Source organism: Aequorivita marisscotiae (assembly GCF_029814825.1).
GTDB lineage: Bacteria > Bacteroidota > Bacteroidia > Flavobacteriales > Flavobacteriaceae > Aequorivita > Aequorivita marisscotiae.
This window is the reverse complement of the sequence record NZ_CP122379.1, coordinates 1,854,888-1,879,013: the sequence shown is the minus strand read 5'-3', so window position 1 is coordinate 1,879,013 and position 24,126 is coordinate 1,854,888. Positions and strand designations below refer to the sequence as shown.

Annotated in this window: 10 protein-coding genes and 1 other RNA gene; 8 read left to right on the top strand and 3 right to left on the bottom strand. The window is 39.6% G+C overall.

The window, feature by feature from the left end:
• The first annotated feature begins 35 nt into the window (after positions 1–35).
• Both QCQ61_RS08565 and QCQ61_RS08560 read left to right on the top strand, forming a co-directional pair.
• Positions 36–2,003, top strand: coding sequence for a DUF3858 domain-containing protein (locus QCQ61_RS08565; protein WP_279447222.1), 1,968 nt, complete (start codon positions 36–38; stop codon positions 2,001–2,003).
• Between the two features lies 1 nt (position 2,004).
• A complete protein-coding gene (locus QCQ61_RS08560) occupies positions 2,005–3,975 on the top strand; it encodes a DUF3858 domain-containing protein (protein ID WP_279447220.1) in 1,971 nt (656 codons plus the stop codon).
• Between the two features lie 46 nt (positions 3,976–4,021).
• Here QCQ61_RS08560 and QCQ61_RS08555 read toward each other — a convergent pair whose 3' ends face one another.
• Positions 4,022–5,239, bottom strand: a complete 1,218-nt coding sequence (locus QCQ61_RS08555; protein ID WP_373693831.1) for an NAD(P)-dependent oxidoreductase — start codon at positions 5,237–5,239, stop codon at positions 4,022–4,024.
• Between the two features lie 171 nt (positions 5,240–5,410).
• Between QCQ61_RS08555 and ssrA the strand changes: the two genes are divergently transcribed.
• The 6 genes from ssrA to QCQ61_RS08525 all read left to right on the top strand — a co-directional run bounded on the left by ssrA (position 5,411) and on the right by QCQ61_RS08525 (position 17,885).
• Positions 5,411–5,809: a transfer-messenger RNA gene (ssrA, locus tag QCQ61_RS08550) on the top strand.
• Between the two features lie 251 nt (positions 5,810–6,060).
• Positions 6,061–6,549: a YqiA/YcfP family alpha/beta fold hydrolase gene (locus QCQ61_RS08545; protein ID WP_279447219.1), complete on the top strand. Its 489-nt coding sequence runs from the start codon at positions 6,061–6,063 to the stop codon at positions 6,547–6,549.
• A 502-nt stretch (positions 6,550–7,051) separates the two neighbouring features.
• The gene (locus QCQ61_RS08540; RefSeq protein ID WP_279447217.1) at positions 7,052–13,648 is read left to right on the top strand and encodes a M6 family metalloprotease domain-containing protein; all 6,597 of its coding nucleotides are present in this window, start codon (positions 7,052–7,054) and stop codon (positions 13,646–13,648) included.
• A 505-nt stretch (positions 13,649–14,153) separates the two neighbouring features.
• Positions 14,154–14,654, top strand: a complete 501-nt coding sequence (locus QCQ61_RS08535) for a hypothetical protein (protein WP_279447216.1) — start codon at positions 14,154–14,156, stop codon at positions 14,652–14,654.
• A 158-nt stretch (positions 14,655–14,812) separates the two neighbouring features.
• Complete coding sequence (locus QCQ61_RS08530; RefSeq protein WP_279447215.1) at positions 14,813–15,316, top strand: GreA/GreB family elongation factor; 504 nt, start codon at positions 14,813–14,815, stop codon at positions 15,314–15,316.
• A 400-nt stretch (positions 15,317–15,716) separates the two neighbouring features.
• Positions 15,717–17,885, top strand: coding sequence for a S46 family peptidase (locus QCQ61_RS08525; RefSeq protein ID WP_279447214.1), 2,169 nt, complete (start codon positions 15,717–15,719; stop codon positions 17,883–17,885).
• A 67-nt stretch (positions 17,886–17,952) separates the two neighbouring features.
• Here QCQ61_RS08525 and QCQ61_RS08520 read toward each other — a convergent pair whose 3' ends face one another.
• Both QCQ61_RS08520 and QCQ61_RS08515 read right to left on the bottom strand, forming a co-directional pair.
• Positions 17,953–20,073: a M3 family metallopeptidase gene (locus QCQ61_RS08520; protein ID WP_279447213.1), complete on the bottom strand. Its 2,121-nt coding sequence runs from the start codon at positions 20,071–20,073 to the stop codon at positions 17,953–17,955.
• A 130-nt stretch (positions 20,074–20,203) separates the two neighbouring features.
• Positions 20,204–23,998: an HYR domain-containing protein gene (locus QCQ61_RS08515; protein ID WP_279447212.1), complete on the bottom strand. Its 3,795-nt coding sequence runs from the start codon at positions 23,996–23,998 to the stop codon at positions 20,204–20,206.
• Between the last annotated feature and the right edge of the window lie 128 nt (positions 23,999–24,126).

The following is a 24,126-nucleotide window of genomic DNA, read 5'->3' as shown; positions in this document are numbered from 1 at the left end:
ATTATAATTTGCGAAATAAATTATAGCCCTTCTTTATGCCTTTGCGAATTAAATTACTTTTTGTTCTTCTTTCTTTATTTAGTAGCGCAAACTCTCAGGAACGTCAAAAAGCGGTATTCGGAAAGCCAACCGAAAGTGAACTGGCAATGAAGTTTTATGAAAAAGACACCACGGCCAATGCGGTTGTTTTGTATGAGCAGGGATATTATTACTATGCGGCAGTTGGCGATTATATTAAATTAATTAAGGAGGTTCATCGGAAAATAAAAATTTTCGATTCCCAAACTAGAGATTATGGTACTGTAGAGATACCATTATTTAGCTCCGATGGTACCAGAGAAAAGGTAAAAGGCTTTAGTGCTTGGACCTATAATGGAAATACCAAAAGAAAAGTATCTTCCGATGCTATATTTATTACGTCGGAACCAGAAATTGGATCGGTTTGCAAAATAGTTTTTCCAAACGTAACCGATGGAAGTGTAATTGAATACGTATATAAATTAGAATCTCCTTTTCTTTTTAATTTTTACGGATGGCATTTTCAAGACGAATTACCTAAAATTTACAGTGAATTTCTATTTAAAATACCATTAGAATATCAGTTTGAAAATATTCTTTATGGCAATCAGTCTTTATATTTAAACAAATCTGAGGTTACGGATGATTGTTTGCAAACAAAAGTAAATACAATGATTGTTGGATGTCCGATCACGCTATATGCTATGAAAGATATACCGGCATTTCAGCAAGAGGATTATATGCTATCTTCTAAAAATTATATTTCGCGGGTAGAATTCGAGCCCAGAGAACTTTTTACTTCTACGGGATGGAGGAGATCCAGAAAATTTACAAAAGAGTGGAAGGATGTTGACAAATTTATTAAGAAAGGTGAAATGGGGAGTCAACTTAAAAACTCCAAATATTTCAAGGAAAACCTAGCAGATTCAATCCTAGCAATAGCCGATGATCTACAAAGAGCCAAGGCAATTTATACTTACATCCAGAATCACTACACCTGGGACGGTACATTTTACAGCTCAGAAACAGAGGTAAAAGATGCTTTTGACGATAAAAAAGGCAGCGTTCCTGAAATTAATCTTTCCTTAATTAATGCGTTAGAGGCAGCTGGATTAGATGCAAAACTAATGTTGCTATCTACTAGACAAAATGGTCTGCCTACCACACTTTATCCAGTAATGACAAAATTTAATTATACGGTAGCGGCATTGAAAATTGCAGACCAAACTTATTTATTGGACGCAACAGATAAACAAGCGCCTTTTGGTTTAATTCCGTTTCGCACGTTAAATGTGCAAGGTCGCGTTATGGATTTCAAAAAAGGAAGCTATTGGATGCCTATTGAACCTTTTAAACAAAATATCCATTACGTAAATGCACAGATTATTGCTACCGACGACGGTAATTTTAAAGGCAAAGTTTCTCAAGCGAATTATGGTTATATAGGTTTAAAAAAAAGAAGCACTATTGAAGAAAAAACTTTGGAAGCTTATATTAAAACTGAAGGAAATGATAAGGCAGGCGTAGAAATTCAGGAGTACCAAGTAGAAGATTTAAATAGTATTGAAAAACCGCTCAAAGAAAACTACAACGTTACCATAGAGCCAGAAATGGTGGGTGATAAAGTATTTCTATACCCATTTTTCAACAAAACCTATATTTCTGAAAATCCCTTTAAATTAAATGAACGAAATTACCCGATAGATTTTGGTTTTCCATTTACAAACACCTATTTACTTTCCATAGATTTGGGCAACGTTTACGAAACTATCCAATTACCAGAAAGTAGAACTATAAAATTACCTGGTGATGACGGTGAGTGTTCGGTAACCTACATTTCTGAAGGAAATAAAATAAACATCCGCTTTAATATGAAGTTAAACGAATACCGCTTTCCACCTGCCGCATATCAATCTTTAAAAGAATATTTCGGCACTATGATTACCATCTTAAAAGAAGAATCCATCGTTTTAAAAAAGATATAAAATGAATTTAAAATCATTCCTCATTATTTGTTTCACCCTACATTTTACAATTGGAAACGCACAAATTACCCAATCGCCACATATTTTTGGCGAACCCATGGCTTCCGAATACGCAATGACGAGCTATCCTTTAGATCCTGAAGCAAACGGAGTGGTACTCTATGAAAGAGGAAATTACACCGTTGATGCCGCCGATGGTTATATTCGACTTTTTAAAGAAGTACACCGAAAGATTAAGGTTTTTAATGCAAAAAATTTTGAGCACAGCACGATTGAAATTCCATATTATCGCGAAAACAATGTTCGCGAAAATGTGAAAGATATAAAAGCCATTACCCATAACGGTAAGGCTAAAGTTTATGTGAGCGAGAACGCCATTTTTAACACAGATGAAACCGATCATTGGTCGCTTAAAAAATTTACCTTTCCAAATGTTCAGGATGGTAGTATTCTGGAATATTCCTATAGAATTGAAACCCCTTATTTTCACAATTTGGGAGGTTGGTCTTTTATGAATGAACTACCAACGGTTTATTCTGAATTTCACACCGAAATACCCGGAAATTACACTTATAACCGCACCATGTACGGCAATAGAAAACTCGATGTAAACCACGCCGAAATAAAAAAGAATTGTTTTTTATTGCAGGGTTTTAAAGTGCCTGGCGACTGCGAATCTGCTACCTATGTAATGAAAGCAGTACCAGCTTTTAAAGAAGAAAAGTACATGCTTTCGGGCGATAATTATAGAGCCTCTATAAAATTTGAACTGCGCAACGCTGTTCATGTTGACGAAAGCAAAGCCAATTATTCAAAAACCTGGGACGATGTAGATCGCACTTTTAAATACGATAAAAATTTAGGGCGCCAGTTAAAATACGCCAGTTATTTTGAAGAACAACTGCCCGCAGCCATTAAGAATATGCAAGACGATCTGGAGCGTGCAAAAGCAGTGTATTATTTTATTCAAAAAAGCATGGCTTGGAATAACGAAAGACGAATTTTAAGCGATATTCGTGTAAAGGATGCTTTCGAAAAAAAATCTGGAAATAGTTCCGAAATAAATCTAAGCTTAGTAAATGCGCTGGATGCAGTAGGGCTCAAACCAAAAATCATGTTGCTGGCCACTCGAGATAAAGCACAACCTACCAAACAATACCCAGTGTTAACAGACTTTAATTATGCGGTAGTTTATTTAACTATTAATAAAGAAAAGTATTTATTGGACGCCACAGACAAACACGCCCCATTTGGAGTGCTGCCCCTTCGTTTATTAAATATTGAAGGACGCGTATTCGATTTTAAAAATGATAGTTTTTGGGAACCTATTGCACCTTTTGAAAAAAACATGCATTACGTTAATATGCAATTAACTGCCAATGATAATGGTGAATTTTCAGGGAAGGCAACCGAAGTTTCTACCGGCTATATTGCTCTTTCCAAAAGAAGCGATAACAATAACTGGGCAAAGGATGAAGTAATTAAAAGAAAACAGAGCAAAAATGAGGCTTTAGATATTACAAATCTAAAAAATGAAAACGAAACAGATTTAGACCAACCTTATAAGGAAAGTTACGATCTTAGTATCTACGAGCAACCTGTGGGCGATAAATTATTTGTGTACCCATTTTTATTTCAAACGTATTTTACCGAAAATCCGTTTACTAAAGAAACCCGTGCATACCCGATAGATTTTGGTTTTCCTGTGATTAATAATTACTTAATTTCTATAGATGTTGCAGACCAATACAAAATAACCAAAACCCCCGAAAACAAAATTTTAAAGCTTCCCAATAACGATGGTGAATTTTCGGTGGTGTACGATGTATCTGGCAATAAAGTGAATATTAGGTTAAGCGTAAAACTAAATACAACCGCCTATTCTACGGAAGCATACCCTGCATTGCGCCAGTTTTTTGACAATTTGGTAAAAATTCAAAATGAAGAGCCCATTGAACTTCAGAAGCTATAAATAGCTAAACTGTTTAGGTATTTTGATTTTAGTGTTCGTAGAAAATTTAAGAAGCTGCTTCGTCAACATACTCTTGCAAATAGGCAAATCTTGGCGTTAGCTTTCCATCTGCTGTCGTTAATTTGGCACGCTCTAAAATTCCATTTTTATCGTTATTAAAAAAAGCAGGAATTACGTGGTCCAAGAACATTTCACCAAATCCTTCGCTTGCGTCTTTTGGCAATTCGCATGGCAGGTTATCTACGGCCATCACCAGTATAGCCTCCGGATCATTAAAATCTGTTTCGCTTTCGGTATTTGGATTGTACCCATAAAAAGGATCTGCTATAGTTGATGCGCGCAGTGTACAGGCTATTGGACCATCTACATCGCATGAAACATCGGCCACCAAGTTTATTTTAAAATCCGGATGTTTTGCGTCTTCCCGAGTAAATAAATACGGCGCCCCATTACCAAAAAAGTGGCCCGTTATAAACATATCGCTCACTTTGGCATATTTCATAAAATCGCTTTCGTAGTTGGTAGGGTCTTTATAAAATTCCTTTTTGCTAAAAGTGCCTCCATCTTTACGTTTGTTGTATTCTGAAACATCTATCAGGCAGTAAACTGGTTCGTCAAAATTTTTATTGAGATATTTGGCATCGGTTACTTCGCGTATTTTTAAATGATCTAATATTTCCTTTGCACCGCGCGTAACCTTTCCAGTTCCTGATAGTATTATTTTTATGTTGGGAATGGTAATCTTATCAAGTTCGGTTTTAACAGCTTCTAAATCGCGAAGATTTTCAACTTTAGGCAGCTCAAAAAGCTTGTCGCGTAAACCCAAACCTCTAAAACCATTATATGCGCCCACCAGGCCGGCGTAATAACCAAACCCGATTAAACGTCTGTTCCCCTTGTTTACAATGGTTTCGTGATCGAACATTTCAATATTTTTATCGAGCATTGCCTTCAACAATTTTCGGTTGTAGGGCTGTTTTTTAATGGTATGGCTAAAGTAAAAATATTTTTTATTCGGAATTAAAGCAGCTACGGGAACTTCTTTTACGCCCAGCATTACATCGGCTTCCGAAACATCATCCATTACTTCAAAACCAGCATCGCGATAGGCTTCATCAGAAAAAATACGTATATCGGAACTTTCAACGATTATTTTGGCACGGGGAAATTTCCGTATGACTTCTTGGCACTTTTCGGGTGAAAAAACAACCCGACGATCTGGCGGATTTTTGCGTTCTTTGATGATAGCAAAGGTTATTGACATATGGTATGTTTTTTGTATAAATTAAGGCGGTGTCAAAGATAGGGTTTTTCATGTATCTTTGCACTTCTTTAGACGTGAGACGTGAGACGTGAGACGTGAGACGTGAGACGTGAGACGTGAGACGTGAGACGTGAGACGTGAGACTGAACACTAACACTGATTATTAAAAAAGGGGCCGACTGGTTTTGACAGCGGGTCTAATTGTATTGTAAGCATGCCGAGCGCTGGGATACAGCTCGTAAATATCATATTTCACACTTTTTAAACGGCGAGAATAACTACGCCCTAGCTGCATAATCCGAATTATAGTAGGATGTGCCTCGGCCCACAAGGTGGGCAAGCAGGAAGTCACTCAACGGCCTTGGTTTACGGCGGTTGATTTAGTGGCTTCGTAAAAGTAAACCTAGCGATGCTAGTGCTTTGATGGCATCGTGAAGCTCAAGTAAAGATAAGGAGTGCGTTGGTAGTTTTCGACCGGCAATCTCTCGAAAACCGAAATGAAAACTAAGCATGTAGAAAGCAGTATAATTGCTTGTTTGGACGGGAGTTCGAATCTCCCCGGCTCCACTTTTGCTCGCCATAACGCTGTGATTTATGCAGCTATGGCGAGCTTTTCATTTTATTGTATCTCCAGTAATTTGTAATTCCCTTTTGTTAAACCCCAATCAATGCATTTTATCTGAATTTAAGGTTAAATGAAACTTCATTTTTTGAAGTTTAAAAAGATTGGGTTACCTTAGAAGAGCATAAGCAAATACATATGTACTGTACCGAAAATTATAGTTACTATTTGTATTTATTCACTTTAAAATAGGTAAATTATGAATATTCTTTATTTGCACGGTTTAGATGGAGATCTAGCTCCTGAGAAAAGAAATATTTTAGAAGAATACGGCAAGGTCTTTTCTCCCGCAATTGATTATAGAACTGAATATAATAGTATTGAACTTTTGGTAGAACAGTACCGCGGTGAAAATATACAGGTGGTTATTGGCAGTAGCATGGGTGGGTTTGTAGGGTATTATATTGCAGATGCGTACAACCTTCCCTCCTTACTTTTTAATCCTGCGCTACATACGCGCTCGGTACATCAAAAAATACCAACATATAAAAATCCGTACCTAAGCTTTAAACAAATTGTACTTGGCAGTCACGACGATGTAATTAATCCCAAAAGTACCTTTGCTTTTCTTTCCAAAAATTTACAGGAACATACCAATTATCACATTTATGTAAGACAAGAACTCGGCCATCGTATTCCCGTAAATGTATTTAAAGAAGAAGTAGCCTCGTTTTTTGGAAAGCTTTAATTTAGCGCAATGTTTCGTTTTAAGACCACCTAGCCTTTTCAATATCTTTTCTAGTATTGCCAGTGGATTTTTTAGTGAATTATTTCCTGAATCCCAACAACTAATTTCGCTCTAATTTAGCGTAGTTTGTAATACTTCAACTGGTTTAGTTATTCAAAATTTACATTCCACTTCTTATTGAAGAAAAAGCATTTTTATGCAGTATTTAAAAATTTACTGTGTAAACCTGTAAAAAATACTACGCACGGCCCGTTTCATCCTTCGCTGTTGTAAAGTTTTCTATTTTAATATTTATTACTTTTAGAATTCTCATTGTTGTATTTCAGGTATAGCCAATACAAAATTCTGACTACTAACATTATACGTAGTGCCACTTATTTTTTACTATGTATACAGTTCGTAACTTGAAATGGATTTCTCCCTACACCTATCATTATATTAACGAGCAATCTTCAGTTGCAAGTTTATATTGAATCTTTTTATTCACCAACATAACCATATTATGAAAAAAATTACGCAATTTGCAATGGTCATTGCAGTAATATGCTGCACATGGCAAGGTAGTGCGCAGGGAGCTGAAAATAGTGCATACTATCCCGCTTCTTCGAATCTACAAAGAGCTTTGCCCACCAATCCAACAGCTGGACCAATGGGCATTATTCCTATATCTCCAACGGAAGGAAATGAATTTTGCGCCGTTACCCACTTTCCGTATATCACGGAAATTGAGCAGCCCAACGGCCAAATTTTTCGCGGAAGAATTTTAACCGACGATAAAATTACATATTTAGAAACCATTGATGGTTATACGGTAATGCAAGATCCCGCGGATAAGTATTTTAAATATGCCGCTCAAGGGGTTGATGGAGAATTATATCTTTCTAATGTAATTGTTTCTGCTACCAATAGAAGAACCGCACAGGAAATACGAACTTTAAATTCTTTAAATACCCATGCGCGTTATGCAGGGGAACCTTTAAGAGAACGCATAATAAGTGCTAGCGAATCGCGAATTCCATCTGGGGTATCGGTTCAAAGTGTATTTCCTTCCTCAGGGATTAGAAAGTCACTTCTGCTATTAATTGATTACCCAGACCAACTCGCAACCTATACAAATGCAGAGTTTAACAATCTAAGCAATCAAGTTGGTTATAGCGTAAATGGCCAAACAGGAAGTTTTCGCGACTTTTATTTAGCTGCTTCCTATGGAAATCTTACCATTAATACTGATGTTTCAGGATGGTACACTGCCGCAAATAATCGCGCAACCTACGGTGTTGGTAGTTTAGTTGCAAGAAATTTTTTAAATGCGGTACCTCTTATTCGTGAAGCCGTAGATGCCGCTGAAGCTGCCGGCGTTAATTTCGCAGATTATGACGGAGATAATGATAATAATGTTGATGTAGTAATGGTAATTCATTCGGGTCGTGGAGCCGAAGAATCTGCCAATGCGGACGATATTTGGTCGCATAGATGGGTATTAGCTGCTGCCGGTTTACAGGTTACTTACGATGGTAAACAAATTAATGATTATATAATCCAAGCAGAAAAATACGGCCCTGCCAGTATTACAAATATTGGTGTAATGTGCCATGAATTTGGGCACGCATTAGGTCTTCCCGATTTATACGATGCCGACGGAGGTTCAGAAGGATTGGGTAATTGGTGTTTAATGGCTGGTGGAACCTGGAACAATAATGGCAGAACGCCAGCACATCCATCTGTATATTGTAAGGACGAAATGGGCTGGATGACCCCAACCCTACTCACCGGATCCGGAACTATTAACAATATGGATTATTCGCAAAGTTCGGCAGAAGCCTATCGGTTAAATACTGCGGTTGGAACTGAATATTTTTTAATTGAAAACAGACAAAAATTTATTTGGGATGCATTTTTACCTGGGTCAGGAATATGTATTTACCATATAGATAGAGCTACAGGCGATAACACCAACCCAGCTAGATATCGCGTTAATCTTGAACAAGCCGATGGATTGAACAATCTAAATAATAATGTTAATCGAGGCGATACTGGCGACCCATATCCTGGAAGTTCAAACAACACTATATTTAATTGCGTTTCTAATCCAAATTCCAAAACGTACAACGGTAATGAATCTTCTGCAAATGTTTATGGTATTGTTGCACAAGCTGCAAATAAAATGGGGTTTAACTATTTTACGGCTGCCGATTTTACAGCCTTACCAGATATTAGTGTTAATGCTGGTGTACAAACGGGTCTTGGCGGAGGAACACCAGTAGGTGGTGCGTATAGCGGGCCGGGTGTTACCGATGACGGAAATGGTTCAACGTACAGCTTTGATCCTGCCGCTGCCGGGGTTGGAGTTCACACCCTTACTTATACTTTTTCCTTTGCTGGTTCGTGCGCCGATAGTGCTTCCGATACGGTTGAAGTATTACCCGCGGGAGTAACTTTTACGGCACTCGCAGATCTTTGCATAAATGCAGGCGTTCAAACCGGTCTCGGTGGCGGTGCTCCTGCCGGGGGTACTTATAGCGGCCCAGGTGTTTCCGATGACGGAAATGGCTCTACATACAGTTTTAATCCCACCACTGCAGGCGTAGGAACCCATACTTTAACTTATACCCAAGGTGCTTCTTCGGCAACAGACAATGTAGAGGTATTTGCTTTGGATGATGCTTCGTTTAACTATGGTGCTGGCTCGTATTGCGTAAATGCTGCAGATCCCACCCCAACAATTACGGGTTTAGCCGGAGGAACATTCACTAGTACTGCCGGTTTATCGATTAATGCAGCAACAGGAACGATTGATGTTTCTACATCAACACCTGGGGCTTATAATGTTACCTATACAACGGCTGGAACTTGCCCAAATAGTTCTAGTGTGGGGGTTACCATAAATGCGTTGGACGATGCTTCGTTTAACTATAGTGCAGGGTCGTATTGTATAAGTGAACCTGATCCTACACCTACAATTACGGGACTTGGTGGTGGAACTTTCTCGGCTGGAGCCGGATTGTCTCTTAATGCCGCTACAGGTACTATTGATGTTTCTACATCAACCCCTGGGGCATACACAGTTACCTATACAACGGTTGGACCTTGTCCCAATAGCTCTAACGTGGGAGTTACCATAAATACCTTGGATGATGCTTCGTTTAATTATAGTGCTGGCTCATATTGCATAAACGGTGCAGACCCCACTCCCACAATTACAGGTGTAGCCGGAGGAGCATTTTCCAGTACTGCGGGATTATCGATTAATGCAGCAACCGGAACAATAGATGTTTCTGCGTCAACGCCTGGAACATATACAGTAACCTACACAACAACTGGAGCCTGCGCAAATAGTTCAACTCAAAACGTTACCATAAATACGTTGGATGATGCGTCGTTTAACTATAGTGCCGGATCGTATTGCGTAAGTGGTGCAGATCCCACTCCCACAATTACGGGTGTCGCTGGAGGAACTTTTACTAGTACTGCTGGATTATCAATTAATGCAGCAACAGGAACGATTGACGTTTCTGCGTCAACTCTTGGGACATATACAGTAACCTACACAACAACTGGAGCCTGCGCAAATAGTTCAACACAGAACGTTACAATATATGCCTCCCCTATTGTTACCTTTACAGCACCCTCCAGTCCAGTTTGTCCGAATGCAATCTTAACTGGTCAAGGCGGCGGAACTCCAGTTGGCGGTGTATATAGCGGCCCCGGAGTTACAGACGATGGAAATGGAACAACCTATACATTTGATGCTGCGGCTGCAGGAAATGGAATCCACACGCTCACCTATAATTATACGGATGCAGGTGGATGCTCGGGCAGTGCTACAGATACAGTAACAGTTGATGACACCACGCCTCCAACCATTACATGTCCTGGAAATATTAGTGTGAATAATGATCCTGGTGTTTGCGGTGCTTCCGTAACGTGGATTGCTCCAGTAGGCGTAGATAATTGCTCTGGTAGCATAACAACATCCTCGCATAATCCAGGAGATTTTTTCCCAACAGGAACAACCACGGTAACTTATATGGTTACAGATACAAATGGAAACACAGCTAACTGTAGCTTTACTGTAAGCGTAATCGATACAGAAGGACCGGTTTTAACCTGCCCCATAAACTTTACAGTAAGTAATGATCCGGGTCTTTGTAGTTCGGTTGTTACTTATGTTATGCCAACAGCTACAGATAACTGTGCATTAAATGATATACTTGTAAATGGCAGTTTTGAAACAGGCAATTTTACAGGCTGGAATGTAATTGATTTTACAAATCCCTTTATTCCTTATTTTGTTGGTGCATCGAATAATGGAGGAGGCTTCTTCCCACCAGCGTCTCCAACCGATGGAGGACTGCTCGCCGGAAATGGATTCGATTCAGCAGGACCAGATACATCATTGCTATACCAAGAGATCTCTATCCCGGCTGGAGCAACTACTGCCGATTTAAGATGGGATGAAAATATAGATTATGACTTATTAAATTTCTGTGGTGGTTGTTCAGATAGAACTTATCAAGTTCAAATACTAGATGCAACAAACACAGTACTACAAGTACTTAAAACCAGAGTTTTACCCGCTGGAACGATAGATTCTGATAATATTTGGGTAAGTGAATTTGCAGACCTTTCTGCCTATGCCGGTCAAACAATTCGTATTGGCTTTTGGCAAAATACTCCCGACACCTTTACAGGACCTGCTAAGTTTGCTTTAGACAATGTAACCTTATATACAAATTCTTCTATTGCAGTTACTCAAACAGCAGGATTACCTAGCGGTAGCACTTTTCCGGTAGGAACAACAACAAACACTTTTGAGGCAACGGATGCAGCTGGTAATACCTCAAGCTGTAGTTTTACTATTACAGTTGAAGACAACGAATTACCTGTAGCAAACTGTGCAGCGCCATTTACTATACAATTAGATGCAGCCGGAAACGCAACTATCGTTGTAGGTGATATTGAAAATGGAAGCACCGATAACTGCGGTATTGCCACAACTACTATAGATAAATCTAATTTTAGTTGTGCAGACGTGGGAGTCAATACAGTAACACTCACTGTAACCGATACTAGCGGAAATATTTCAACCTGTACAACAGTTGTAACTGTTGAAGATAATGTGGCACCAACTGCCGTATGCCAACCATTTACCGCCCAATTGGATGCCACAGGTAATGTAACAATTACTGGCGCCGACGTTGACGGTGGGTCTGCCGATGCCTGTGGAATTGCTTCACTGTCAGTTTCCCCGAACGCATTTACCTGCGCAGATGTTGGACCAAATACGGTAACACTCACCGTAACCGATGTAAACGGCAACGTTTCAACCTGTACAACAACGGTCACCGTTGAAGATAACGTTGCGCCGGTTGCAAACTGTGCTGCTCCGTTCACCCTTCAGTTGGATGCTTCGGGTAATGCAAGTATTACCGTTGGCGACATTGATGCCGGAAGCACCGATGCCTGTGGCATAGCGAGCACCACGATAGACAAATCCACGTTTACCTGCACGGATGTTGGTCCGAATACGGTAACACTTACCGTAACCGATGTAAACGGCAATATATCAACGTGTACAACAACGGTTACCGTTGAGGATAGCATTGCACCAACAATTATCTGCCCGGCAGACATTACCGCCAACACAGATGCGGGAGATTGTGCTGCAACGGTAACCTTTGTTACTCCGGTGGCTTTCGATAATTGCGGCATTGCAAGCGTCGTCCAAACAATGGGCGATCCAAGCGGAAGCAGTTTCCCGGTTGGCGTAAACACCATTGAATTCACCGCGACCGATGTAAATGGAAACACCAGCACCTGCAGTTTTACTATTACCGTAACGGATAATGAAGCTCCGGTAGCAGTATGTCAGAATATCACTATCCAACTTGATGCAGCTGGTAATGCAACTATTACTGCAGCCGATGTTGATGGAGGAAGTACAGACCAGTGTGGTATTGGTAGCCTATCGATAGATGTTGATACTTTTGACTGTTCTGATGTTGGCGACAACAACGTTATTTTAACAGTAACTGATGTAAACGGAAATACTTCAACTTGTACTGCCATTGTAACTGTTGAAGATGTAACTGCACCAATGGTAGTATGTCAAGATATTACAGTTGTACTCGATGCAACAGGAACTGTAACCATTGCAGGAATAGATGTTGACGGCGGAAGCACCGATGCCTGTGGCATTGCGAGCTACGACCTCGACATAGATACTTTTGATTGTTCAAATGTTGGTGACAATATTGTAACATTAACGGTAACCGATGTAAACGGAAACACGTCAACTTGTACCGCTACGGTAACTGTGGAAGACAATACAAGCCCGGTATTAGTGTGTCAGGACTTTACCCTAGAACTGGGCGCGGATGGTACTGCCGTTCTTGACCCAAGTGATGTGATAGCTTCTAATGACGATGCTTGTGGTATCTTTACTTCAGCTGTAGATATTACCGATTTTGATTGTTCAGATATTGGTGCGCCAGTAACGGTTCAGGTGTTTACAATTGACGTAAATGGCAACCTTGCATCTTGTACAGCAGAGGTTACTGTGGTAGACAACCTTGCACCGGTAATTACGTGTCCTGCAGACCAAACAGTAGATCCAGGACCAGGAAATATATTCTATATCCTTCCAGATTATTTTGCAACGGGTGAAGCTACAGCAATTGACAACTGTACAGATCCAGTTACAATTACAACACAATCTCCTGCAGCAGGAACGCCGCTTTCTGATGGTACGTACACCATTACATTTACCGCAGAGGATGCATATGGAAATGTTTCAACTTGTGATTTTGAACTTATCGTAGAAAGTGTCTTAGGGGTTGGCGATAATAGCTACGACCTTGGAAGCATTACGATGTATCCGGTACCGGCCAAGAATATTCTGAACATCGGCAATCCGAAGTTATTGGAATTGGAGAAACTGGAAATTTACGATCTAAGAGGTAGATTGGTACAAAGTGCAGACCTTCGTGCAATGGGCAATGTAAAAACAATAAACGTTGACCAGCTTGCCGCTGCTTCCTACTATGTAAAAATAAGAGGTACAGAGGGCGAGATAACCAAACGCCTTTTAAAAGAGTAGTTTTATAATTGAATATTGAAATGGAAATCGCCCGAGAAAATTCTCGGGCGATTTTTTTATTTGTAAAAATAAGTAATGCAGCAATCCAAATTATATCTAGTCAGATTTTTAATTCTTCAATAAAAATTAAATAGTTATTAATATTTAAATTCAATTAAACAACATCTAGGAAATTTGTAAGTATTTATTTACAGCGATCGCATTTATCGTATTTACACATTTTATATATTTGTTAGATTGGAAATTAAATTATTCATTTTATAATACATTCAAAATTTTCCAAAACCCTGCAGTATTTCTCCCCAACTGCAGACGCTTTCAATTAATAAGTAAATAGTAAAGTTTTTAAAAAAAGCAAAAACTTATTGCAAGAAAAGCAAAAAACTTAAAATACATTTTAACTGTACGTTTTCAACAATACAACATTGTTGCTCGCGCACATACCGAATTAAATACGCCAGAAGCCTATTCTATTCCTATAAAATACAAAGCAAAAATCTAAATTATGAAACGCTTTAAAATAATAAAACTCGCACTTATTCTGAGTATAGTTTTCATTACAAATCCAGTTAAAGGAACTTCGCTTATTTACCAGCCACAGAAAAACCAAATATCTTCTACCTTATTTGAGGCAAGCGATACTTTAGCAATAAACCATAAAATTACTGGAATTGAGCACCATAACCCTTCTAACCTTCAAAACACAGGCAAGGTTACTTTAGGAGGCTTTGTGTATAATTATAACGAAAAAACCCAATCTGGCTGTTTATTTATAGATTTAGAAATGGTTGATGCAGGAATTGTTCACAACATAAACGACGGACTTACCAATGGTTGTTTTTCAGAAAAATATGGTTATGGCGCCTATATCTATTTTGGCGATATTTCTCCAGAAAATTATTATAAAAAACCCATCGAAGGCTTATTGATGAATTACTACGGAACATGGGCTCTTGAAGACGATAAATACGTTTTTCACGTACAGGAGATTCAACCTTTTTTTTAGTTTTAAACACCAAAACAAAATGAAGGAATAGTAAGCTATAGCAGTTAAAAATTCGCTTTTAAATTTCAGGGTAAATTTCTTCAACATTTACCGTACAATTAAAACTTGATTGTAAAGCCGTGCCAGAATTTATATCTTACCTCAAAAATTAGTTAACTATGAGCAGAGGTTTTGTAAAAGAGGGCGATCAGGAAGAGACCCCTATTATTCCACCACGCGCGGCCTTACCTACAAGCGCTACCAATTATGTTACACCTACCGGAATGGAATTGCTACAGCGCGAACGAAAAAACTTAGAGGACGAACGCGCCACACTTACAACTGTAAACGAGCAACAGCGCCGAATTGAATTAGCTGTAATAAACGGAAAATTAGATTTACTGAACGAACGGATTGCGTCTGCCCGCATTCTAGACCCTGCGAGCCAACCAAAAGACGAAGTCCGATTTGGCGCCACGGTAACGTATAAAATATCTACATCTCCCTCGCCGCAAACTTTTCAAATTGTTGGCGTAGACGAAGCCAATATTGCAAATAGAAAAATTGCATTTGTAGCACCTATTGCGGTGGCTTTAACGGGTCATAAAATTGGCGAAATTGTGCCTTTTAAATTAGGTACCGAGTCTAGAGCCCTCGAAATTTTAGCTATTTCATATACATAAATTTACGTTCTATTCGCATTATAAAAACGATTATAACTATTCTGAAACAGTATTGTCCGATTAAAAATCATGTTTTTCCCCTACGGGACATTTGTTTAGGTGCGATCTCTTGATTACCAATATTTTGCCCAGCTGGAGCAGTATGCCGTTAGGCATTAAATATGGGTAAAAAAATAGAGCCCCGTCAATTCCTAGTCCCATAGGGACTACATATAATATGGGGTTTTCCAGAGTTAGTCATTACTTTTATCGGACAACAATGATTCTGAAGCTGAATTTTAAAAGTGAAGTTTTCTATTTTAAATAAATTTTCAAATTTTTGAAGTCTTTACATAGCTTAATTACCAGAATTGATAGGGTATTGTTATCTTGCACGCTATTATTTTAAAAAGCAATTATTATGAAATTATTTCGTCTACTATTTATCTTTTTATCGGTTCCACTTTTCGCACAACAAGGTGGCATGTGGATTCCTTCACTTTTGGAAGGAATGAATGAAACTGAAATGACCAACCTCGGCATGAAAATGACTGCAGCCGATATTTACGATGTAAATAATGCCAGTTTAAAAGACGCCGTACCTCATTTTAATGGAGGCTGTACTTCCGAAGTTATTAGCAACAAAGGGCTTTTACTTACCAATCACCATTGTGGATATTCGCAAATTCAAAGTCACTCATCGTTAGAAAATGATTATTTAGAAGATGGGTTTTGGGCAATGAGTTTGAAGGATGAATTACCCAATCCGGGCGTTACGGCTACATTCATTGTAAAAATTGAAGATGTTACTCCTCAAATAATGACGGGCGTTTTAGACGCAATGAGCGAAGGTGACAAACAGAAAAAAATTGAAGAAAATATTGCGGCAACTGTACAAAATTATCCAAAAGAAGCTTGGCAAGAAAATCGGGTACGCACCTTTTACGAAGGCAACCAATACATGCTTTTTGTAGTTGAAACTTTTAAGGATATTCGTTTGGTGGGGGCTCCACCTTCTTCTATCGGAAAATTCGGGAGCGATACCGATAACTGGATCTGGCCTCGGCACACTGGCGATTTTTCACTTTTTAGAATTTATGCCGACCAAAACAACCGTCCCGCAGAATATTCAGAAAACAACGTGCCTTACACTCCAAAACACTTTCTTCCTATTTCGTTAGATGGGGTGGCGGAAAACGATTTTACTTTGGTCTTTGGCTATCCAGGAACTACCGATGAGTATTTACCCTCAATCGCTATAGAACAAGTTATAAATACTGTAAACCCAGCTCGAATTGCCATTCGCGATGCGGCTTTAGCCATTCAGGATAAATACATGCGCGCCGATCCGCAGATAAAAATTCAATATGCTTCTAAATTCGCCCGAATTGCCAATTACTGGAAAAAGTGGAAAGGCGAAACATTAGGACTTAAAAAATCTGATGCAGTTGGCATTAAAAAACAACAGGAAAGGGAACTGAAAGAACAGATTAACAAAAAAGGGAAACAACAGGAATACGGTCAACTTTTACCAAAATTTGAGGCCTACTACACCGAAATTGAACCATATACGTTAGCACGTGAATATTTTCTTGAAACTGTATTACGAAATGTAGAATTACTGCGTACGGCCTATCAAGCCTATCAGCTAAAACAAGTTTTTGAAAACCGAGGCGAACAGTCCTTTATAGATAGAAGAAACAATATGGTTGAAAGACTTGAAAGTCATTACAAAGATTACAACCAGCAAGTAGACAAAGAAGTGTTTGAAGCATTAATTGCGCTCTACGCTGAAGGGGTTGCAGATCACTTTTTACCAGCTTCATTTAAAAATTTAAACGCACAACAACTAACAAATAACGTTTATACCAACTCTGCTTTGGTAGATTACACCTCGGTTAAAGAGCTGTTAGCAGGCGATGCTGAAACAGTTTTAGCAAAGTTGAATAATGACCCAGGTTTTAAAATAGTAGCAGAAATGGCAGATGCTTATTTTGAAAAAGTTGCCCCGAAATACGAAGAATTAGATTTAAAAATTTCAGGGTTGCAGCGTGATTATATGAAAGCCTTGCTTGAACTAAGTCCAAAGGACGCACGCATCTTTCCCAATGCCAACAGTACCTTGCGAGTAACCTATGGAAAAGTGGCGGGTTACTCTCCCGCAGATGCCGTGTATTACGAGCCTGTAACGCATTTGGAAGGAGTAATTCAAAAATACGTACCTGGCGATTATGAATTTGATGTGCCGCAAAAGCTTATCGATCTTTTTGAAGCGAAAGACTACGGCCAGTATGGCGAAAACGGCAAGATGGCCGTTAACTTTATTGGAACCAATCATACAACGGGTGGCAATAGCGGTAGCCCAGCTATTGATGCACACGGAAATTTAATAGGTCTAAATTTTGACCGCGTTTGGGAAGGTACAATGAGCGATTTTTATTATGACCCTGCCCTATCGCGCAACATTATGGTAGATATTCGATACGTACTTTTTATAGTAGATAAATACGCAGGCGCCACCAATTTAATTGAAGAGATGAAATTGGTACACCCAAAGAAGGATAAGAAAAATTCTAAAAAGAAGAAGTAACAGTATTAACCACTAATCCACGAATAATTGTAAAGACTATTCGTGGATTAGTGGTTTTCTTTTTTTGTTATTTCAACCCGCGAGCCTGTAACATAGGCTCAATTTTTGGGTCACTACCACGCCAATCTTTATACATTTTTTCAAGATTTAATGTATTTCCTCTAGAAAGAACCATGTCTCTAAAACGCTGGCCATTTTCGCGTGTTAAACCTCCGTGGGTTGTAAACCAGTTATAGGCATCGTGATGCAACATTTCTGTCCACGAATACGAATAATAGCCTGCGGCATAACCACCCGCAAAAATATGTGAGAAATAAGTTGAGCGGTATCTTGGCGGTACGGCATGAACAACATCAAGTTTAGTTTTATTTAAAGCAGCATCTTCAAAAGCATTTACATCATCAATTTGCTTATCAGCAGAAATGGTGTGCCATTGCATATCCAGGTTAGATGCCGCCAGGTTTTCGGTTAGACTATACCCTTGATTAAATGTGCCCGCATCTTTTATTTTGTCAATCAATTGTTCCGGAATTTCTTCGCCTGTTTTATAGTGAAGGGCGTAGTTTTTTAGAATTTCCGGATACAGGGCCCAGTTTTCATTAAACTGCGAAGGAAATTCTACAAAATCGCGCGCTACGGCCGTTCCAGATAATGATGGGTATTGCTGCGCTGCAAAAAACCCGTGAAGGGCGTGCCCAAACTCGTGAAACATGGTTTCAACTTCATCATAAGTAAGTAACGCAGGTTCGCCATCAGCTGGTTTTGGATAGTTACAAACATTATAAATTACCGGTTTTTTATTGTACAATTTTGATTGTGTAACAAAATTACTCATCCAAGCGCCGCCACGTTTGCTCGGTCTAGCAAAGTAATCGGCATAAAAAAGTCCCAGTGGTTCGCCATTTTCTTCAAACAACTCATAAACCCGTACATCTTCGTGATAGGTAGGAATATCGGTTCTGGACTTATAGGTTATTCCATACAGTTTTTCCGCAGCATAGAACACCCCTTTTTCTAGTACATTTTGTAATTCAAAATAAGGCTTTATTTGGTTTTCATCTAAGTCGTATTTTTCTTTTCGCACCATTTCGGCATAATAGTTCCAATCCCACGGTTCTAATGTAAAATCCTTTCCATCAGAATTTATCATTTTCTGAATTTCATCAGATTCAGTTTGTGCTTTTGCCGTTGCAGCAGGAATAAGCCCGCTAAAAAATTTATTTACATTTTCGGGTGTTTTTGCCATTGTTTTTTGAAGGCTCCATTCGGCATAATTATTAAAGCCTAAAAGTTTTGCTTTTTGGGCACGCACTTTTACTAATTCCTTAATTATTTCTCTAGTATCGTTCTCACCTTGGTCTGCTCTGTGCCACGCTGCTTTAAACAGTTTTTCTCTACTTGCTCTATTGTTCATAGATTGCAACAATGGTTGTTGTGTAGTATTTTGCAACGGAATAGACCAACCTTTGCCTCCTTCAATTTCTTTAGATTTTAAGAAATCTGGAGCTACGCCCGAAAGGTCTTCTTTGTTGGTAAACGTTACTGCGCCCGCATTGTTTGCGTCTAAAAGTGTTTTACTAAATTTGGTGGTTAGGGTTGCAATTTTTTCATTATAAACCTTTAATTTTTCCTTATCTTCTACAGAAAGATTTGCCCCCGCAATTTCAAAATCTTCGTAATAATTTTCAAGTAATTTTAAAGATTCGGCATCTAGGTTTAAGCTTTCCTTTTTATCATAGAGGGTTTTAAACCTGTTGAACAATTTTTCGTTCAAATATATCATGTCCTTTTGAGCGGCAAATTTCGGCGCCATTTCCGATTCCACTGCTTGAAGTGTTTCGTTTGTATTGGCGCCAGCAAGCGCATAGAAAATTTGGGAAGAACGGTCTAAAAGTTCGCTGCTTTTTTCCAGGGCCACCACGGTGTTTTCAAAAGTGGGTTCTTCTTCGTTATTTGCTATTTCTAGTACAATTTGTTTTTGTTGTTCTATGCCTTCAAGCATCGCAGGTTTAAAGTGTTCGTCTTTAATTTTCGTAAAATCGGGAGCTTCATAGGGCAAGGTGCTTTCAGTAAGTAGCGGATTTTCGGTATTGTTCATTTCGTCATTACTTTCAGTTGATTTTTTTTTTGAATCATTGCAAGCTGCAATTAATAGGACGATTGCCAAAAAGGGAATTGCTTTTTTCATTTGTTGATTATTTTTTTAGAAACGTAAAGATACATAATTAGTACACTTTCTATTTTGAATGTTACATAATGAAAAACCCCTCCAGCATATGCTGAAGGGGTCTTTCTTGTTTTGGTTGGTTATTTGGCGATTATTCTTTAATCAAGCGCTTAACAGTGCTTGCTTTTTCACCAATAATCTGTACCATATAAACGCCAGCCGCGAGCGATGAAACATCTACCGCTTTTTCACCCTGCATAGTGCGAAGGTCTATCTGGTTTACTAATTTTCCGTTTACATCGTAGATCATCATTTTCTCTAGTGAAATGTTGGTCTTGTTTACAAGGTTTACAACATGGCTCGCTGGGTTTGGATATAATGCCACGCCAGCTTCTAAAGTGTTTTGATTTACACCAAGAACAGATTCAACTGTAAGCTCAAAGTCACAGCTGGAGGTGTTTCCGTACTCATCGGTAGCGGTAAAGCTAACAGTGTAAACACCGTCTGGCAATGCCGTTCCTGGAGCAGGATCTTGTGTAGTATCCGTTACGGGATCAGTACAGTTATCGTCAGCGATCGCTTCGCCAGTTGCAAAGTAATCCGGTACAATATAGAAAATGTTGCCTGGTCCTGGATCTACTGTTTGGTCTGCAGGGCAAGTAAGCACCGGAGCCAATTTGTCAACCACGTGAACTTCGGCCACACAAGAGGCAAGGTTACCGCTTGTATCGCTTACAAATACAGTTACCATAACTGGGGTTCCTATATCTGCGCAAGTTACGGTTGGCACATCTACTGCAATAGTAGCAATGCCACAAGCTTCGTTTATGTCAGAAAGCAAACTATAAGGATCGATAGTGGTCGTACCATCTGGTCCTAGTTCAATTTCTACAACGTTACCCGTGCTAACACCTTCGTAATCTATTTGGAAGTTATCTACACCGGCACCCCAGGCCCAGCCGCCTTCATCGTCGTAAGTAAAACGAACTTGGAAGTCAGCGTTCATATAAGCGGCCATATCTAAGGCTCCTGAATTGGTCGGATCGGTATCTACATCTACAAATAGTATTTGTTGCCAAGCTGCGCCATCGTATACTTCTACAGTTAAAGTACCATCACCTGCAAATTCCTGCAAGGCATAATCAAAAGAGATAGATGCCGTTACAGCTGCAGAGATATCATAAACTGGAGAAACAAGTGTTACGAGGTTTACTTCACCACTACCTGCCGCATCATCATCAAAGATCGCTGCGTTTGTAGGGAAATCGCCTCCTATTGGCATATCGCCCGACCCGAAGGCCCAGTCTGCAGAACCGCTGGTTACCACAGTAGTCCAACCCGTTGGTATGGTAGCATCTTCAAAATCTGTTAATTCTGAAGTAATGTTTGCAACCCCGCAAGTAATAACTGGCGCTATGTTATCTATAACATTTACTACCGCCATACAGGTAGAAGCGTTTCCACTGGCATCGGTTACGGTTACTTCAATGATGTTCTCACCAAGATCTGCGCACGTAAAGTCTAGGCCAGAGCCTCCGCCGGTAGTATAAAGTATATTTCCGTTGAATACTCTTGGTTCAAAACCTCCGGTAAATGGATAGCCCATTCCGCGACCTTCGTAAAACTCAAGGTTGGCGTCAGAAGCAAACAGGTTTCCTGTTGTTGTACCATTGGTGTAGTTCATACCACCATTTAATGTGGTTACGTAGAAAGCTACTCGTTCACCAGCAGCTACTGTAACCCCTAAATCAAGGTTTAACGGGGTTGGTAAACCATCACCTGCAGAAGTAATACCTGCGGCTGTGTCTAACAATGTCCAATCGCCAGGATTGGTATGCGAACCTACCCAAGTACCTGTTTTGAAATATACTTCAATATCATCGGTTATTCCGGTATCAAGGTTTACATCAAAAGAGTCGATGGTAAGGTCGTTTATAGCCATAACATCAAACATAGCACCGTCAAGTCCGTTACCACCTGCAAAGGTTGTAGTAAGGCTTTCGCTGCTTCCACCGCCGGTACCACCAGCGGTAATTGTGTATCCACAAGCTTCGTTTACTCCGGTAACAAGATCGTTAGGGCTAATTGAAGCCACACCGTTTACATCAAGGAAAACATCCAATCCACCGCCAGCGGCAGCTTCATAGGTCAATAGGAAGTTGTCTACACCAGCTCCCCAAGCCCAATCGTCTTCATCATCATAAGTATATCGCACTTGGAAGGCTGCATTTACAAACGCAGAAACATCTATATCGCCCGTGTTAACAGGATCGGTATCTACATCTACAAATAATATCTGTTGCCAAGCAGCTCCATCCCATACTTCAGCTTCAAATGTTCCTGAACCTGCAAAATCCTGTAATGAATAATCAAAAGATAGTTGCACGTTGCTTGCCCCGGTAAGATCGTATGCGGGAGAAAGAAGTCGCGCAAGGTTTGCCGGGCCACTACCTGCTGCATCGTCATCAAAAATAGCGGCGTTTGTTGGGAAATCTGCCCCTCCTGGCATAGCACCGCTTCCGAATGTCCAATCTTGGCCTCCGGACTCAATTACGGTAGTCCATCCTGTTGGGATGGTAGCGCCTTCAAAGTCTTCAGATTCTGAAAAAATTCCAAATCCGCCAACACAGAATACCTCTGGTGCAGTTACATCTTGAACGGTAACGGTTGAGGTACATGTAGCGGTATTGCCAGCTGCATCGGTAACGGTCATCGTTACGGTATTTGCGCCAACCATTGAACAGTCAAACGAAGATACGTCTAATGTCATAGCTGTTATGGCGCAGTTATCGGTAGATCCGTTATCTAGATCGGCAGGAGTGATTGTTGCCATACCGGTTGTTGGGTCAAGGTCTATTGTAATATCCTGGCAAACTGCCACAGGATCTTCATCGTCAACTACAGTAACCATAAAATCGCACGTTTCAGTATTGCCATCGCTATCGGTAACCGAAAGTGTAACCATAGTATCACCTACTGGAAAAACACTTCCGCTTGCAGGTGTAGCAACAATATCGCCAGAGATGTTGCCATCTTCATCGTCAAATGCAACACCCGCAAAGTTTACTACAGCGCCACAGGTTCCAGGGTCATTGTTAGCCGTAATGTTTGCAGGACACACTATGGTTGGTGGATTGCCTGTAGATAATACTGGAAAACCAGAGATATTTAATTCAAAATCACCTGCATTAGAACTAAAACCGTGCACCAATACATAATACCTAGATGAACCATCGGTATTAAATGTTACTTCACTACGGAAAGAACCACTTGGGCAAGCTGGAGTCATATCGTCATTAGCAGTTTCACAAATTAAAGTGCCACAAGTGCCAGAATATACAGAAAGTCTGGTATCATAACCTACAGCAGAACACGTGTTAATGGTAACAGCTGAACCAGAACCACTAACATCGTCAAAGTAATACCATACGCCAGGAGCTGTAACAGATACACTATTACAAGTTCCAGGAGAATCTACAGTAGCAAGAAGCGTTGTTCCCGCCACAGTTCCATCGCCCGTTATTTCGAATGCACCTGAGCAAAGATCATTTGCCGGTGGCGGTGGAGGTGTTAGGTTTTGTAAAGTAGCGTTGAGGCAGGTTGAAGCCGTACCACAACTTGGTGCCGGGCTAGAATGCAAGTGGATTCTAATAGAGGTAACCGACATTGCATTAACCACTACAGGAGATACTCCGAAACCAAGTACATTGTTGGTTAAATCGGTAATGGTTAAATACCCGTTAGTGGAAGTAAATTCATAATTACTACCAATAATAAGTCCGTTTACTCGAGTGTATTCCCCCCCGAAATTACAGGTGGTAATACTCTGGACGCTTCCATCGTTATTGGCCGTTTTAGTAAGATACTGCGAAGTACCAATACATTGACTAAATACACTCCCAACCGTAAAAAATAACAGTAAGAGCGTGAGGGTAATTTTCTTCATAAATTGATTGTTTTAAATTAATAAATATTCATACTATTTAGTTAATAAGTCGTTAAAAATAGCATTATTTATGATAGAAGACAAATTATTCCCAAAACTAAAATTCACTATATTTAAAGATTCATTTT

What these genes read in the sequence shown, in the direction of transcription:
- QCQ61_RS08565 (WP_279447222.1), top strand. Translation starts at nt 36, where the DNA reads ATGCCTTTGCGAATTAAATTACTTTTTGTTCTTCTTTCTTTATTTAGT.
- QCQ61_RS08520 (WP_279447213.1), bottom strand. Translation starts at nt 20,073, where the DNA reads ATGAAAAAAGCAATTCCCTTTTTGGCAATCGTCCTATTAATTGCAGCT.
- QCQ61_RS08560 (WP_279447220.1), top strand. Translation starts at nt 2,005, where the DNA reads ATGAATTTAAAATCATTCCTCATTATTTGTTTCACCCTACATTTTACA.
- QCQ61_RS08530 (WP_279447215.1), top strand. Translation starts at nt 14,813, where the DNA reads ATGAGCAGAGGTTTTGTAAAAGAGGGCGATCAGGAAGAGACCCCTATT.
- QCQ61_RS08555 (WP_373693831.1), bottom strand. Translation starts at nt 5,239, where the DNA reads ATGTCAATAACCTTTGCTATCATCAAAGAACGCAAAAATCCGCCAGAT.
- QCQ61_RS08515 (WP_279447212.1), bottom strand. Translation starts at nt 23,998, where the DNA reads ATGAAGAAAATTACCCTCACGCTCTTACTGTTATTTTTTACGGTTGGG.
- QCQ61_RS08525 (WP_279447214.1), top strand. Translation starts at nt 15,717, where the DNA reads ATGAAATTATTTCGTCTACTATTTATCTTTTTATCGGTTCCACTTTTC.
- QCQ61_RS08545 (WP_279447219.1), top strand. Translation starts at nt 6,061, where the DNA reads ATGAATATTCTTTATTTGCACGGTTTAGATGGAGATCTAGCTCCTGAG.
- QCQ61_RS08540 (WP_279447217.1), top strand. Translation starts at nt 7,052, where the DNA reads ATGAAAAAAATTACGCAATTTGCAATGGTCATTGCAGTAATATGCTGC.
- QCQ61_RS08535 (WP_279447216.1), top strand. Translation starts at nt 14,154, where the DNA reads ATGAAACGCTTTAAAATAATAAAACTCGCACTTATTCTGAGTATAGTT.